This window comes from Natrinema sp. LN54, from assembly GCF_052439245.1.
GTDB lineage: Archaea > Halobacteriota > Halobacteria > Halobacteriales > Natrialbaceae > Natrinema > Natrinema versiforme_A.
In genome coordinates, this window is sequence record NZ_JBQVRP010000004.1 from 382,061 (window position 1) to 397,624 (window position 15,564).

The following is a 15,564-nucleotide window of genomic DNA, read 5'->3' on the forward strand; positions in this document are numbered from 1 at the left end:
AATAGTGCCGCGCCCCGCGGCGTTGCGCACCGTTCTCCCACTGCTCTGGCGGAACGCTATTCGAGGGTGACGAGGTGCTCGAGGACGTCGTCGAGCGGTTCCGACGTGACCGCGAGCGAGTAGCCGTCGATGCGTGCGAGTTCCCCCGCGTGATCCCAGAGGTTCTCCTCCTCGAGGCCGTGGAGGATCACGGCGTTCGGCGTCGGGTTGACCATTCGGAGCGCGATGCCGACGCCCTCGCCGCGGGTGACGTTGGTGAACACGAGCACGCGGTTCGTGCTCTGGCCGTAGAGTCGGAAGAACTCCTCCGTCGAGAGGCGCGTGATCGCCTCGATGCTGTCGATGACCGTGTGGCCGCTGACCTGTTGGGTGCCGCCCGCGGCCACTTCGGTCGCCTCGAGGTCGTCGTGCAGTCGCTCGAGGGGCAGCGAGGTGGCGTACTCCCGCAGGTCGTAGACGACGTCGCTGTCGAAGCCCGCCGAGAGGACGCGGCCGTACTGCCGGATGCGCTCGCCGCCGCGGCGCTCGTCGATCGAGAGCAGCCCCTCGACGAGTCGGCCGACGACGCCGATCCCCGGACTCTCCCGGCGGCCGCTCTCGTAGTCCGAAATCACCGACGACGAGACGTCGAGTTCGGCCGCGAGGTCGGTCTGTGAGACGTCGAAGTCGGTGCGCCACTTCCGCAGGGTGGCACCGGGGTCGTCGCTCAGCGTGATCTCCCCGGCGATCTTCTCCGCGAGTTCCCGTTTCGGTCCGCGTCCGCTCATACCCGAGGGTCGCCCGGTCGGGCCAAGTAGCTACCGGAGACGGACCGATCGCTCGAGCGCCCCAACAATCAAGCCCCCGCGGTTCGAGTCGCCGGGATGTGCCATCGACCGTCGTCCACGTCGCGTTCGCAGGGCTGCTCGGGGTCGCATTGCTCGGCGACGAGTTCGACACCCGGGCGATTCTGATCGTCATGGGCTGTGCCGCCCTCCTCGATCTGGATACGTTGATCGGCATCGTCGTCCCCGGTACCCACCGCGCGGCGTTGCACAACGTCTGGATCGTCCTCGTTCCCGCCGCCCTCCTGCTGTGGGACGGCACGTTCCGCGAGCGGTCGATCGCCGAAGAGCGGTGGGGAACGTACCGCCGCCGCGTCGCGTGGACGGGGCTGGCGGCGGTGCTGTTCGCGCACATCCTGTTCGACGCCTTCTTCAATGGCGTCAACCTCTTCTGGCCGCTCCACGACCGGTTCTACGACCTGTCCGGCTCGCTGCTCGTGACCGATCAGCGCGGACTCGTCCAGACGTTCGTCGAACTCGACGCCGGGACTCTCGCCGAGTCGACGGCCCGCGGAACCACCGAAAACACGCACTACAGAACCGGGTTCGACCCCACGCGCGACGAGCCCGCGACGGCCGTCGAGCGGATCTTTCCCATCGCGGCGACCGGCGAACGGTTCGTCCTCACGCTCGCCGGGTTCACTGCGGTCGCCGTCCGCATCGTCGAGGAGCGCCGCTCGAATTGACGAGCGCCCCGGCCGCGGACGATCTACTCGACCGCCGGATTCGACTTACTCGGCCGACTCCTCGCTCGAGGACGGCGGTTCCGTCGTCTCGACGCGCTCGCGGAGCCACGCGATGGCCGCCTCGACCGTCTCGGGATCGGTGCTCGAGACGCGGATCCGACCGGGGCGGTTCTCGCTCCGCGGATAGCTGCCGACCGAAACGTCGAAGCGCTCGGTGACTCCCTCGAGCGCCTCGTGGAGCGATCCCTCGGGTGCCGGCGTGTACAGCGTTTCCGCGGTCGACGCCCCCTGGAACTCGTCGGCGACCGCGTCGAACATCGCTTTCATCTCGTCGGGAATGCCGGCGAAGACGTAGACGTTCTCGACGATACAGCCGGGTGCCCACCCCTCGTCGGTGACGATCGGCGTCGCCCCCTCGGGGATCGAGGCCGCCGCGTCGATGTCCAGTTGGAGGTCGTACTCCTCGACCATCTCCGGGTTTTCGTCCCGGAACGCGGCCGCCTTCTCGACCAGTCGCTCCCGGATCTCGCCGTGGACGACGAACTCGCGCTCCAAGCCGTCGGCGACGGCTTCGACGGTCACGTCGTCGGGCGTGCCGCCGATGCCGCCGGTGACGATCACGGCGTCGAACTCGTCGTGCCAGCGGGCGACGTAGTCCGCGATGAGATCGCGGTCGTCGGGGATCGTCAGGATCCGGCCGACAGTGCTGCCGCGCTCGGTGATCCGCTCGGCCAGCCACGACGCGTTGGTGTTGGTCGTCGATCCCGCGAGGATCTCGTCGCCGACGGTGACGATCGCGACGTTCATAGCCGGGGTTCGACGCCCGGCCAGTTATCGGCTCGGATTCCGGCCGTCGCTCGAGAGGGAACGGGACTGCGCGACCGTCCGCCGGGAACCCCAACCCAGCTCGAAACGCGCTCGAGGCCGTCCGAACCGGCCGCACATCGTCGGTCGCCAGCGCCACGATTTTGTAAGTCCTGTGCCAAGTGGCCGTATGGAAGTCTTCACCGGCGACGAGCGGCCCGCCGTGTCCCCGTCGCCGAGCGATATCCGTCGCCCCACCGGCGCTGCCGCGGTGGGAGAGCGAATCGGTGATCGAACGCGGGGCGGATCGGACCCGATACCGGCGACGCGAGATCCCCCGCGGCGACCGGGGTGGGGTCGATGGTAGCCGTCGACCTCGCATTCTCGTTCGGGCGACTCCTCTTCGCCCTCCTCCTGGTCTTCCTGAACGGCTTTTTCGTCGCCGCGGAGTTCGCGTACGTCCGTATCCGGCCGACGCAGATCGAAGAGCTCGTCGCGGAGGGGCGGTCGTCGGCGAAGCTCGTCCAGGAGGCCGAGGAGAACCTGGACGACTACCTCGCGACGACCCAGTTGGGTATCACGATTGCCTCGCTGGGCCTGGGATGGGTCGGCGAACCGGCCATCGCCTCGCTTCTCGAGCCCGTGCTGGGACCGGTGCTTCCCGCTGGGACGCTTCATCTGGTCTCGATCGCGATCGGGTTCAGCATCATCACCTTCCTGCACGTCGTCTTCGGGGAGCTCGCGCCGAAGACCCTCGCTATCGCGGACGCCGAGCGGATCGCCCTGCTCGTCGCCGCGCCGATGAAGTTCTTCTATTACATCTTCATCCCCGGGATCATCGTGTTCAACGGGACCGCGAACTTCTTCACGCGGCTCATCGGCGTCGCGCCGGCCTCCGAGCGCGACGAGAGCCACAGCGAGGAGGAGATCCTGCGGATCGTCGCCCAGTCCGGCGAACAGGGAGCCGTCGACATGGAGGAAGTCAAGATGATCGAATCCGTCTTCGACCTCGGCGAAACCGTCGCCCGCGAGATCATGGTGCCGCGTCCGGACGTCGTCACCGTTCGCGCCGGCATGCCCCTCTCCGAACTCCGCGGCGTCGCCGCCAGCGGGAACTACACGCGGTTCCCCGTCGTCGACGAGGACGCCGACGAACCGGTCATCGGGTTCGTCCACGCGAAGGACATCCTCCAGGCCATCGAGGCCGCAGACGGGGACGACGCGGGCGACGAACCGGCCGGTGAACCGACCGCACGCGACCTCGCTCGAGAGGTCCTCATCGTCCCCGAGACCCGCCGGATCGACGAGATCCTCGCGGAGTTCCGCCGGCGGAACGTCCAGATGGCCGTCGTCATCGACGAGTGGGGAGCGTTCGAGGGGATTCTGACCATCGAGGACGTCATCGAGGAGGTCGTCGGCGAGATTCAAGACGAGTTCGACGTCGCCGAGATGGAGCCCTCGATCGACGAACTCGCCGACGGCCGATACGAAATGGACGGCGGCGTCCCGCTCGCGGACATCAACGAGATCCTCGGAACGGAGTTCGAGGGCGACGCGTTCGACACCATCGGCGGCCTCGTGTTGAGCCGCCTCGGTCGTGCGCCCGAGGTCGGCGACGCGATCGAAGCCGACGGCTACGAGGTGACCGTCGAGGCCGTGGAGGGAACGCGCGTCTCGAGCGTGACCGTGAGCGAGGTCACCCCAGAGGCGGAGGAGTCGACCGACTGAGCCGCTACGCGGGACGATGCGGGTCGCACCGGGGCCGAGCGGTTCTCCGTGGGATGTCATCTCGTGGGTCATTCCGTTTCGAGCCGACGGTCCGCTATTTCGGACGGTCGCTCACGAGACCATGACTGTAATCAGATATAACATATATGCGACATCTTTATGCTGTGAGATGTGCTTCCTCCGGCTATGGAACGACGGACCTTTATCGGCGTCTCGGGCGTTGGACTCGGACTCGCGGGCTGTCTCAACGCGGCTGTCGACGATTCGGACGCTGAGGCCGAGCCGGAATCCGGGAACGAAACGAGCGAGACCACGGACGAGTCGTTCAGCGACGCGAACTCGTCGACCGGCGACGAAACCGAGTCGGAAGACGATTCGAACACCGACGAATCCGAGGAGGAGGCAGACGAGGCCGCGGAAGACGACGACTCCGACGACGAGAGCGGGGACTCGGAGCGGACCGTCTCGTTTCCTTCCTGTACCCGGGCGGAGCTCACGGGGACGTTCGAAGCCGGCGACGTCGCCTTCGCGAACACGGGGTTCTACGACGACGGGCTGTACGGAAACACCATGCTCGAGGACGGGTTCGTCTTCGGCGAGGACGTCGACGCGCCGTTCTCGGGAACGGTGGTGTTCGAAATCGGCGGCGACTCCGCCGTCCGCGAGGGCGACGGCGAAATCACCGTCGAGATCCCGGAATACGGCAGTGACGGCACCGTCATTTCGGGACTCGCGACCGAAGAGATGGATTATCGGACGGGCGGCACCACACACGGAAACCCGAACGCGCGCGAGTGTCTGAGCGAGATCGAACCGGACGATACCGACGACGGGACCGACGGCGGAAACGCGACGTTTTCGGTGACGGCCCTCGAGACCAATACCCCGGTCGACGCCGGCGACTTTCTCGAGGTGAGCGCGACGGTCGAGAACACCGGCGGAGCCGAGGGCACGCAGGACCTCGCGTTGATCGTCGGCCACAGCGCGGAGCGGGTCGAAGAGCAGTCGGTAACCCTCGAGGCCGGAGAGCAGACGGGCCTCACGACGGGGTACCGAACCCCGTCGGTCGCTACTGATCAGGAGTTCCCAATCCGCCTCGAGTCGGACGACGACGCGGCCGAACGATCCGTGCTCGTCTACGGCACGAACTAAGCGTCTCGTAGCTTCCGGGTTCGCGTCTCGGTGTGTTTCTGGTACGGTTCGCGATTACCGTTCGATCATCTAGTGGTTTCGGGAGTGGGTATCTAAGTTAATCCAGGGAATCCTTTTCCCGTCGCCCACCAAACAGTGAGTTATGTCCGATGTGTCATTAGACGACCGCGGTCGTCTGACACTTCCAAAGGAGATCCGCGAACGGTATGGTGAGCAGTATCATATCGTTCAACTTCCCGACGGGATCAAGTTACTACCGATCGCTGACGATCCGCTCGACGCACTCAGAGATGAGTTCGCGGATGTCGACAAATCGGCCGACGAACTCCGTGATGAAGCGCGGGATGCGGCTCTCGATGAGGCCGGACGATAAATGTATGCGGAAACCGATTTCCTCCTCGCACTCATCAAAGACGAAGACTGGCGCGGGGACGCTGCCGAAACTGTCTACCGGGACCACCGAGACGAGTTGTGGACATCGCAGTTCACACTTATCGAACTCCTTCTGGTCGCCTACCGCGAGGAACGGGATACTGAACGGGTCATCACGAACGCCGCTACTCTCGTCGACGTACGCGGGGACGTAGAGACCGTCGTCACCGCAGCAACGTACGTCGAGGACCACGGATTCACGCCGTTCGATGCGCTTCACCTCGTCGAAGCGAACGGCGATACCATCGTCTCGAGCGACGATGCGTACGCGGAGACGACACCCCGTCTCGACCTGAAGACCGTCGGCGAGAAGTAGTGCTCCGCAACCACTAAACGCGACTCACACCTACCCGTAGTCAATGACTGACTGGACCGAGAAGTAAGAGAGTCTATCCACACGATATACACACCAGCGAGTCGCGGTCATCCTGTTCTCTGTTGTTGGTATTGTAACTCATTCCGATGACTGGCGATGAGGACGAGTCGAAGCAGATCCCGATATCGGGGTTACGGTGACCGTGGCTCTCGAAATATATGTTCCTGTCGACATTACCGCGATGCCCTTTTCACCAATGCTCTCCTTGACCACCATACTGAACCGAATCCAGAGACGGATACCTCACCTCCGAGTGTCGGTGAGTGAGCAAACAGTGGCGAGATTCGGACGAGCGGAGGACATTTCATGAGTAAGCATCTATCGGATCATTCCAGCCAGTCTACCACGGCCCCCCGGACGAACAAATTCACGGCCTCACAATCGACTTTCGAGACTCGTGACCCGACTGAATCAATCGGGGACCACGACGATACCGATCACTTCGCGCTGATCTACGAGGACCACGCCACGCAGTTCGAGACGGTCGTCCCGTACATCCGCGAGGGACTCAAGCAGGGCGAGCGGTGTATCTACGTCGCCGATGACAACACCGTCGACGAGGTACGTGACGCGATGCGGGTACGCGGCATCGACGTTGATGCCGCTCTCGAGTCCGGGGCGCTTTTGATACACACGGAGGACGAAACCTACCGGCGAAGCGGCGAGTTCGACCGTGAGGCGATGCTGGAGTTTTGGGAGGATACTCTCGCGGATGCGACCGCCGACGAGTTCACCGGACTCAGAGCCGCGGCCGAGATGACGTGGGCGCTGGAAGCTGACGGGACGAGTCTCGACCACCTCTGTGAATACGAAGAACTCTTGAATCCGCTCTACGAGGGAGAGGACTACACTGTTCTCTGCCAGTATAACCGCGAGCGGTTCCCCGCAGACGTCCTCCACGATGTCCTCAAAACCCACCCGTTTCTGCTCTACGACGACACCACGGTCTGCCAGAACTTCTATTATACGCCGCCCGAGGAGTATTTCGGCCCAGACGAGCCGTCGCGTGAACTCGACCGGAAATTGGCGACGCTCGTCGACCGGACGGACGCGCGGACGACGCTCAAGACCAGCGAACACTATCAGCGTCGGCTCTACGAAACGATCACCGATTCACAGGCACCGTTTACCGAGAAAATCGAGGAGTTGCTGGAGATCGGCTGTGAGTGGTTCGATCTGGAGGTCGGCTACTTCACCCGGACCGACGATGACGGGACGTTCGAAATCGTCTCTGCGGTCGGCGGCCACGACGAGATCCGATCAGGCGTCACTGACTCGATCTGCGATACGTACTGCGAGAAGCTCCTCGCATCGCCGGGTCCGATCTCGGTGACGGACGCCGCCGAGGCCGGCTGGACTACCGACCGCGCCTACGAGCGGTTCGGGCTCGACGCCTACTTCGCGACGACCGTTCGCGTTGGCGGCGAGGAATGTGGAACGCTGTGTTTCGCGTCCGAGACTCCGCGTACGGAGCCTTACACCGGGGCCGAGCGCACGTTCCTCGATCTAATGGGCCACTGGATTGAGTACGAACTGGAGCGCCAGCAACGCGAGACGTTCCTCCGGAAGAGCTACCGGATCACGTCCAACCCCGACCACAGCTTCGACGAGAAACTCGAGGAGCTACTCGAACTGGGCCGAGAGCAGTTCGGCCTCGAGATGGGCGGTCTCAATCATTTACCGTCGTGGGGTGACGAGTTCCGATTGGAGAAGGGCGTCGGTCTCGGTGTCGCTCCCGATGACGAACTCTGGTCGAACCCGGGATACGGATGCTTCTGTCGTCGGACTATCGAAGCAGACGAGCCCGTTGCTATGGAGGACGTGCGTGGTACCGACTGGGAGGACGATCAGATCTATCGAGAGTTCGGGTTGACGAGCTACCTCGGAACTCGAGTAATGGACGGAGCGACGCCGTACGGGACGTTCTGGTTCGGAAGTACGGAGCCGCGCGACCGACCGTTCTCCGAGACCGAACGGACGTTCGTCGAGTTGATGGGTCAATGGGTCAGTTACGAACTCGAGCGTGAACGGCGGGAACACTATCAGCAGCGATTGAGCCTGATTGCCGCCGATCCCGAGCGTCCGTTCGAAGAGAGATTGGAGGACGTCTTCGAACTGGGCTGTGAACAGTTCGATCTCGAAATAGGTGGGATCGCACAGGTCGATCCGGCGACCGATTCGTTCAAAGTAGAAGCGATACACGGCGATCACGACCAGCTCACGCCCGGTGCAGAGGCACCGCTCTCGGAGACGTATTGTCGGGCGACCCTCGGTGACGAGTCGACGGCTGAAATCACCGATCCAGAGCCGGCCGGGTTCGGACGCACTCTCGCATACGAGGAGTTCGGCGTCGAGACGTATCTCGGAACGCGGATCGAACTCGACAATGAGCCCGACCGGACGTTCTTCTTCGTGTCAACGGGCTCACGCGGACGGGAGTTCACTAAGGCCGAACGAACGTTCCTCGATCTCATGGCCCAGTGGATCAAGTTCGAACTCGAACAAAAACGGCAGAGACAGTCCCTCGAGGAGTCGAACGAGCGCCTCGAGCAGTTCGCCTATGCTGCCTCCCACGACTTGCAGGAACCGCTGCGGATGATCACGAGCTATCTCCAGTTGCTCGAACAGCGGTACGGGGATACCTTCGACGAGGACGGCGAAGAGTTCCTCGAATTCGCGGTCGATGGAGCCGACCGGATGCGCGAGATGATCGACGGCCTCCTCAAGTACTCCCGGGTCGAGACGCAGGGCGATCCGTTCGAACCGGTCGAACTGGACGCCGTTCTCGACGATGTACTCGCTGACCTCCAGTTCAAGATCGACGAGACCGACGCTGAAATCACGGCCGAGCAACTCCCCCGTGTAAAGGGGGACGCGAGCCAGATACGGCAAGTCTTCCAGAACTTGCTCGATAACGCCATCCAGTACAGAGGCGATTCCCCACCGCGTATTCACATTACTGCGAGCCGTCGAGGCCGAGAGTGGGTACTCTCGGTTCAGGATAACGGAATCGGTATCGACTCCGAGGATCAGGAGCGTGTGTTCACCGTCTTCAATCGGCTTCACAGCCGTGAGGAGTACGACGGGACGGGTATCGGACTGGCGCTCTGTCAACGCATCGTTGAGCGTCACGGCGGAGAGATCTGGGTCGACTCCGAACCCGGAGAGGGGTCGACCTTCTCGCTCACGCTCCCCGCCGCGTAATCCGATTCCACATTCTCTTCTGACCCGTGCTCCGCAACCACTAAACGCGGTACGCACCGAATAGACAGTATATGGATTGGACCGAGAAGTACCGCCCGACGACGCTGTCGGAGGTGCGCGGAAACAACAAGGCCCGCGACAAACTCGAGGAGTGGGCCGAGAGCTGGGACGAACACCGGAAATCGGTGATCGTCCACGGCAGTCCCGGGATCGGGAAGACCTCCGCCGCCCACGCGCTGGCAAACGACATGGGCTGGCCCGTCATGGAGCTAAACGCCAGCGACAGCCGCGGGGCCGATGTCATCGAGAAGGTCGCCGGTGAGGCCGCAAAGAGCGGCACGCTCACCGGCGGCGAGGCGGGCCGCCGGCTCGTCATCCTGGACGAGGCGGACAACTTTCACGGCAACGCCGACTACGGCGGGTCGCGGGAGGTCACCCGCGTCGTCAAGGACGCGAACCAGCCGATCGTCCTCGTGGCGAACGAGTTCTACGACATGAGTAAGTCGCTGCGCAACTCCTGTGAGACGATCGAGTTCCGCGACGTCTCGAAGCGGTCGATCGTCCCCGTGTTGCGCGATATCTGCCGCCGCGAGGGCGTCGAGTTCGAGGAGGAGGCCTTAGAGAAGATCGCGGAATCGACCAGCGGCGACCTGCGCTCTGCGGTCAACGACCTGCAGGCCGTCGCCGAGGAGACCGAGCGGCTGACCGTCGACGACGTGGTGACGGGCCAGCGCGATACGACGGAGGGAATCTTCGACTTCCTCGACGAACTCATCAAGGAGAAAGACGCCGAGGGGGCCCTGCGGGCCTCCTACGACGTGGACGAGACGCCGGACGATCTGCTCAACTGGATCGAGGACAACGTCCCGAAGGACTACGAGGGGGCGGAACTCGCCGACGCCTACGAGTTCCTCGCGAACGCCGACCGCTGGCTGGGTCGGGTTCGGGCGACCCAGGACTACTCCTACTGGCGCTACGCCACGGACAACATGACCGCCGGCGTCGCCGCCTCGAGACGCGGCGACAAGGGCGGCTGGACCCGCTACGGGCCGCCGAGCTACTGGTCGAAACTCGGCCGGACCAAGGGGACCCGGAACACCCGCGACGCGATCGCCGAGCGCATCGCCGAACGGGAGGGGACGAGCGTCGCGACGGCTCGGCGCGAACTCATGCCGTTCCTCTCGGCGATGACCCACCACTGCAAGAACCGCGAGCTGACCGTCCGGATGGCCGCGGCCTACGACCTCGACGAGTCGGCGGTCTCCTTCGTCACCGGCAGCGGCAAAGACACTAACAAGGTCCAGTCGATCGTCGAGGACGCCGAGGAACGCAAAGCCGAGCAGGCCGTCGAGCACTCGGGCAACGCCTTCTTCGAGGCCGAGGGCTCGAGCGAGGGCGACGCGGACACCGCCGAAACGGGAGCCGACGGGAACGCTGACGGCAGCGCCGCCGACGACTCGAGCGGCCAACAGGCGCTCGCGGCCGCGGAGGCGGACGAGGGAGACGACGGCGAGCCGTCGAACGACGCGTCCGCAGTCGAGGAACCGGACGAGGATCAGTCGGGGTTAGACGATTTCTTCTGAGCCTCTCGAGGTCGCCGTTCGCCGATGCCACCGGTTGGATGCCCGGGGACGTGACGGATATTGCTAACTGTGATTCTTTTCCATCGGACATATCAATTCATCGACTGACGACACTATTACGTCGATGAACGGTGTGCCATCTCATGGTGACCGACCGAATGACAGACCCCCGTAGCTGCCCGCTCTGCACCGAGTCGTACGACGACCGAAACGACCTTCGCGTCCACCTCGAGGTCGAACACCGAAAATCCGAGGTCGTCTCTCAACTGGTCGAACTCGACGCGGCGGGGACCGAGCTGTCGTCCGAACGCGAACCGGGGGCGGCCGACGACGAGCTTCCGGCACCGTCGGCCGACTGACCGCGACGCGCTCAGATCCCGTCGACCGGAAGCGACGCCAGAAAGTCCGGGGAGAGTGCGCTGCCGATACCGGCAGCGAGGTGACGCGGGTCGGATTCTCCCGCAGGCACATCGTCGTCCAGCGGCGGGACCGTCTCGACCGCGTGGCCGGTCATCCGCTCGAGTTCGTCGGGGTTAGTCCGTTCGGCCACCGTCTCGCCGGCGTACTCGTTGACGACGATTCCGCAGACATCGATCCCGCGGGCCTCGAGCGCGTCGACCGAGAGCGCGGTGTGATTGAGCGTGCCCAGCCCCGAGCGTGCGACGACGACCGCCGCGGCCTCGAGATCGGCGACGAGGTCGATCACCTCGCGGTCGCCGGCCAGCGGTACCCGGAGTCCGCCGATTCCCTCGACGATCGGGACCGGGGTCGCCTCGATTTCGCGCTCGCAGGCCGCGCGGATCGTCTCGTATGCGAGGTCCTCGCCCGTGACCTCTGCGGCGACGCGGGGTGCGAGCGCCGGCTCGAGGTAGCGCGGGCAGGTCGCGGCCGCGGGGTCGTCACAGGCCGCGGCGACGAACCCGGCATCGTCGTCGGGCGGGTAGCCAGTCTGGGCCGGTTTGATCGCCCGCGCGTCGCGGCCGGCCTCGCGGAGCAGCCGCGTGAGGCCGGCCGTCACGACCGTCTTTCCGACGCCCGTTCCGGTGCCGACGACGGCGATCGGTCGGGTCGCGGTCACAGCAGCCCCACTTCCTCGCCCGCCGCGCGGAACGCCTCGAGACAGTCGATGATGTCGCTCTCGTCGTGGGTGGCCATCGGAACGACGCGGAGCCGGCTGGTCCCCTCGGGAACCGTCGGCGGGCGGATCGCCGGTACGACGACGTCGCGCTCGCGGATCCCGTCGGCGAGGGCCATCGCGTCCGCCCGGTCGCCGACGACCAGCGGGAGGATCTGGGAGTCGCCCCAGACGTCGAACCCCATCGACTCGAGGCCGTCGCGGAGGTGAGCGACGTTCTCCCAGAGGCGCTCTCGAGCGTCGCCGTGTCGGGCGACGTGCAAGGCTTCGCTCGCGGCCGCGGCGGCCGGCGGCGCGAGTCCGGTCGAGAAGACGAAGGAACGCGCGTCGTTTACCATGCACTCGATCAGGTCCGCGCTGCCGGCGACGTAGCCGCCCTGACTCGCCAGCGCCTTCGAGAGCGTCCCCATCTGGATCTGGATCCGGTCCTCGAGCCCGTTGGCCTGTACGACGCCACCGCCGTCCGCGTAGAGGCCGGTCGCGTGGGCCTCATCGACCATCACCCACGCGCCAAAGGCCTCGGCGGCGTCGCAGATGGCCTCGAGGGGCGCGACGGTGCCGTCCATGCTGAACACCGAATCGGTGACGATCAGCCACGACTCGTCGGCCGGGTCTCGGCCGTCCCGCGCGGCCGCGTCGGCCCGTTCCTCGAGGGTCGATCGCAGGCTCGCGGCGTCGCAGTGGTCGTAGACGACAGTGTCGGCGTCCGCGAGCCGGCAGCCGTCGATGATGCTCGCGTGATTCAATTCGTCGGAGAAGACGACGTCCGGCTCGAGGGCGGTGATCGTCCCGACGTTCGCGGCGTACCCCGACGAAAAGGTCAGCGCGCGCTCGGTCCCCTTGACCTCGGCGAGCAGTCGCTCGAGGTCCCGGTGGACCATCGTGTCGCCGGTGACGAGCCGGCTCGCTCCGGCCCCGGTGCCGACGGTCGCGGCGGCCTGCCGAGCCGCGTCCTGAATTCGCTGATCGTCCGTCAGTCCGAGGTAGTTGTTCGAGGCGAAAACGAGCGCCTCCCCCGCCTCGAGGACGGGTAGCTCACCGCCCGAGGGCTCGGCGAAGTAGCCCCGCTCCGCGACCCGGTCGACGGGCGAGAGGGCGCGTTTCAAGTCGTGGTCCTCGAGGCGCTCGAGTCGGTCCTCGAGGTCGAACCCGCGGTCGGCCATTCGGCTAAACGGACTCAGCGCCACGGTTTCACTCTCACGGTTCTAATCGGTCGGTCGGTTCGACCCGAAACGGCCGGAGCGGCCGGCTCGAGACGGTAAGTCGCTGTGTGGGCTGGAGTATCGGTGTCATATGTGTTCGAGAGTAGTCGGACGATGCCGGGCCGACGCTCAGAAGCCGGGCAGCAGGTCCGCCGGGCCGAAGACGCCGTACTCGCCGGCGCGGTTCCGCCGGACACCGGTCTTGAGATAACCAAGTGCGGGCCCGTTGACGTTCGCCTCCATGCTCGTCTCGTCGCCGAGTTCGAACGTGTTCGTCGCCGTCTCGCCGTCGAAGGTCCGCCCGGTCACGCGGACCGTGGTCGTCGTCGGCTTCTCGTCGTTGCGAACGTCGAGGATCCCGCCGACCGTGACGTCCTCGGCGTCGCAAACGCCCGCGCGCTCGAGGAGGACGTCGTCGGCGTGTTCCATGTCCTCGAACTCGATGACGCCGTCGCGGTCGTCGATGATCGCCTCGATCTCGGCTTCGGAGAGCTCGCGCGCGGTCTCGATGTCGTACTCGGGGAGGTGCGCGATGTCCTCGCGGACGGTGCCGCGGTTGTCCTCGTAGCCCGATTTGAGGCCGACGCCCCAGTGGATGTCGACATCGGTGACCTCGACGAACGACTGCGCGGCGAGCGCGGCCGCGCCAGTCAGCAGCCCGGGGGTCGCGCCCGCGCCGCAGACGAAGGTGATCCCGGCCGCCTCGAAGTCCTCGCTGCGGTCGTCGAGCATGCCGATCACGCGCGAGCGCTTGAGCACGTCGACCAGCACGCCCGCGTAGTCGCCGTCGACGAAGCGGTCGGCGGTCCGCGGGATGAAGTCGTGTTCGTAGTTCGGCAGGGCCAGCAGGACCGCGTCGATTTCGTCGCCGCGGTCGATGACCTCCTGAATGGGGTCTTCGCTCGGGCGGGCCTGACTCGAGGCGACGACGCCCCGCTGCTGGCCGTGTTGTTTGACACCGCCTTCGGCGGCGGTCGTCCCGCCGGACCCGCCGTCCGCCGCGACCTCGCTGTCGATATTACCCTCCGTCGCCGCCAGCAGTTCGTCCACGTCGAGGCCGTCGCCGTCGAACGCGACGCCGTGGCGATCGCACGCCGCGACGGGCGTCAGCGCGTCTTTATGCTGGCTCACTTCGAGTGCTCGTCGGCCGATACCGCCGGTTCCGAGTACCGCAAACGTGATTTCGTCCATAGATGTCAATGTGTTGAATCCGCCGTCTCAGTCGTCGCTCGGTTCCGCACCCGTACTCGCCGTCTCGTCGCTCGAGGACTCGGCCGACCCGCCGTGGCGGGCCTTGACTTCCTCGGGATCGAACTCGTTGGTGTCCCGATTGGGCTCGAGGCCGGCGCGTTCGATGATCTCTAAGTCCTCGCCGGGGGATTGGCCCTCGGTCGTCAGGTAATCGCCGGTGAGGAGGCCGTCCGCGCCGGCCTCGAGCGGCAGGTGCTGCTCGTCGGGTGCGAGGTTGACCTCGCGGCCGCCGGTCAGGCGGACCCGCGACTCGGGGTGGAGCAGTTTGTACACCGCGACCGTCTTGACGATTTCGTCCGTGCTGATGTCGACCCCCTGCTCGGCCAGCGGCGTCCCCGCGACGGGGTTGAGGACGTTGACCGGCAGCGAGGAGATCCCGATCTCCTGCAGGGCGATCGCGGCCTCGACCCGGTCGGTCGGCGTCTCGCCCATGCCAAGGATCACGCCCGCACAGAGGTCCATCCCGGCCGCCTTGGCTACCTCGAGCGTTTCGACCCGGTCTTCGAAACTGTGCGAGTCGACGATCTCGGGAAAGTACCGTGGGGAGGTCTCGATGTTGTGATTGTAGTGATTGATTCCTTCCTCGGCGAGGATCGCGGCCTCCTCCTCGGTCAGGATACCGAGAGAGGCGTCGACCTCGAGATCGCACTCGTCGCGGACGAGGCGGATCGACTCGAGGAGCTCCGCCCACTCCTCGGGGCGGTGCTCCTTCGAGACGCCCTTCTCGGCGACGACGATCCCGAAGCGCTGGGCACCGTCGCGTTCGGCGCGTTTCGCGGCCTCGAGGATTTTCTCGGGGCCGAGGAAGCCGTAGGTGTCGATGCCGGTGTCGAAGTGGACCGACTGCGCACAGAATCCACAGTCCTCGGCACAGTTGCCCGCCTTCGCGTTGACGATCGAGCAGGCGTCGACCGTGCCGTCGCCGAAGCGATCGCGCACGGCCGCGCCGGCCTCAGCGAGCGCCTCGACCGGCTGGGCCATCAGCGCGAGCCCGTCCGTTCGATCGAGCCGTTCGCCGGCCATCACCCGCTCGAGGGCGCCGTCGATCGTCTCGTTTCCAGTCTCGTAAACCACAATCCTAGAAGTGGTTAACGATAATATAATGTTTTTGGATGGTCTCCCCAGTAGACGGTTCTCGAGGAGCAGCAGAACACGCAGATGGGGGTTGGAGACTATCCGATACGGCC

At 65.3% G+C, this 15,564-nt stretch carries 14 protein-coding genes; 8 read left to right on the plus strand and 6 right to left on the minus strand.

What is annotated here, in order from left to right; translation table 11 throughout:
• Positions 1-56 precede the first annotated feature (56 nt).
• On the minus strand, positions 57-767 hold the full coding sequence (locus ACT4ML_RS14385; RefSeq protein WP_444721480.1) for a helix-turn-helix domain-containing protein: 711 nt from the start codon (positions 765-767) through the stop codon (positions 57-59).
• Positions 768-865: 98 nt separating this feature from the next.
• Here ACT4ML_RS14385 and ACT4ML_RS14390 point away from each other — a divergent pair, with 98 nt between their 5' ends.
• On the plus strand, positions 866-1,510 hold the full coding sequence (locus tag ACT4ML_RS14390) for a metal-dependent hydrolase (protein WP_444721481.1): 645 nt from the start codon (positions 866-868) through the stop codon (positions 1,508-1,510).
• Between the two features lie 45 nt (positions 1,511-1,555).
• Here the strand turns inward: ACT4ML_RS14390 and ACT4ML_RS14395 are convergent, their stop codons facing one another.
• Positions 1,556-2,317 carry a competence/damage-inducible protein A gene (locus ACT4ML_RS14395; protein ID WP_444721482.1) on the minus strand — a complete coding sequence of 254 codons (762 nt, stop codon included), beginning with the start codon at positions 2,315-2,317 and terminating at the stop codon, positions 1,556-1,558.
• Between the two features lie 357 nt (positions 2,318-2,674).
• Between ACT4ML_RS14395 and ACT4ML_RS14400 the strand changes: the two genes are divergently transcribed.
• The 7 genes from ACT4ML_RS14400 (at position 2,675) to ACT4ML_RS14430 (ending at position 11,148) form a co-directional block, all read left to right on the plus strand.
• Positions 2,675-4,042, plus strand: a complete 1,368-nt coding sequence (locus tag ACT4ML_RS14400; protein WP_444721483.1) for a hemolysin family protein — start codon at positions 2,675-2,677, stop codon at positions 4,040-4,042.
• Positions 4,043-4,228: 186 nt separating this feature from the next.
• A complete protein-coding gene (locus tag ACT4ML_RS14405) occupies positions 4,229-5,194 on the plus strand; it encodes a hypothetical protein (protein WP_444721484.1) in 966 nt (321 codons plus the stop codon).
• A 142-nt stretch (positions 5,195-5,336) separates the two neighbouring features.
• On the plus strand, positions 5,337-5,567 hold the full coding sequence (locus ACT4ML_RS14410; RefSeq protein ID WP_444721485.1) for an AbrB/MazE/SpoVT family DNA-binding domain-containing protein: 231 nt from the start codon (positions 5,337-5,339) through the stop codon (positions 5,565-5,567).
• Entirely contained in the window at positions 5,568-5,942 is a 375-nt protein-coding gene (locus ACT4ML_RS14415; protein WP_444721486.1) for a type II toxin-antitoxin system VapC family toxin, read from the plus strand. It begins immediately after the preceding gene.
• Between the two features lie 366 nt (positions 5,943-6,308).
• On the plus strand, positions 6,309-9,206 hold the full coding sequence (locus ACT4ML_RS14420) for an MEDS domain-containing protein (protein WP_444721487.1): 2,898 nt from the start codon (positions 6,309-6,311) through the stop codon (positions 9,204-9,206).
• Positions 9,207-9,277: 71 nt separating this feature from the next.
• On the plus strand, positions 9,278-10,789 hold the full coding sequence (locus tag ACT4ML_RS14425; protein ID WP_444721488.1) for a replication factor C large subunit: 1,512 nt from the start codon (positions 9,278-9,280) through the stop codon (positions 10,787-10,789).
• Between the two features lie 158 nt (positions 10,790-10,947).
• On the plus strand, positions 10,948-11,148 hold the full coding sequence (locus ACT4ML_RS14430; RefSeq protein ID WP_444721489.1) for a hypothetical protein: 201 nt from the start codon (positions 10,948-10,950) through the stop codon (positions 11,146-11,148).
• 11 nt (positions 11,149-11,159) lie between these two features.
• Here ACT4ML_RS14430 and bioD read toward each other — a convergent pair whose 3' ends face one another.
• From bioD to bioB, 4 genes are all read right to left on the minus strand, one after another.
• Positions 11,160-11,867, minus strand: coding sequence for a dethiobiotin synthase (bioD, locus tag ACT4ML_RS14435; protein ID WP_444721490.1), 708 nt, complete (start codon positions 11,865-11,867; stop codon positions 11,160-11,162).
• On the minus strand, positions 11,864-13,087 hold the full coding sequence (locus ACT4ML_RS14440) for an aminotransferase class I/II-fold pyridoxal phosphate-dependent enzyme (protein WP_444721491.1): 1,224 nt from the start codon (positions 13,085-13,087) through the stop codon (positions 11,864-11,866). Before ACT4ML_RS14440 ends, bioD begins: the two co-directional genes overlap by 4 nt.
• A gap of 168 nt (positions 13,088-13,255) precedes the next feature.
• On the minus strand, positions 13,256-14,317 hold the full coding sequence (locus ACT4ML_RS14445) for a transcriptional regulator (protein WP_444721492.1): 1,062 nt from the start codon (positions 14,315-14,317) through the stop codon (positions 13,256-13,258).
• Between the two features lie 27 nt (positions 14,318-14,344).
• Positions 14,345-15,451, minus strand: a complete 1,107-nt coding sequence (gene bioB, locus ACT4ML_RS14450) for a biotin synthase BioB (protein WP_444721493.1) — start codon at positions 15,449-15,451, stop codon at positions 14,345-14,347.
• Positions 15,452-15,564: the final 113 nt, after the last annotated feature.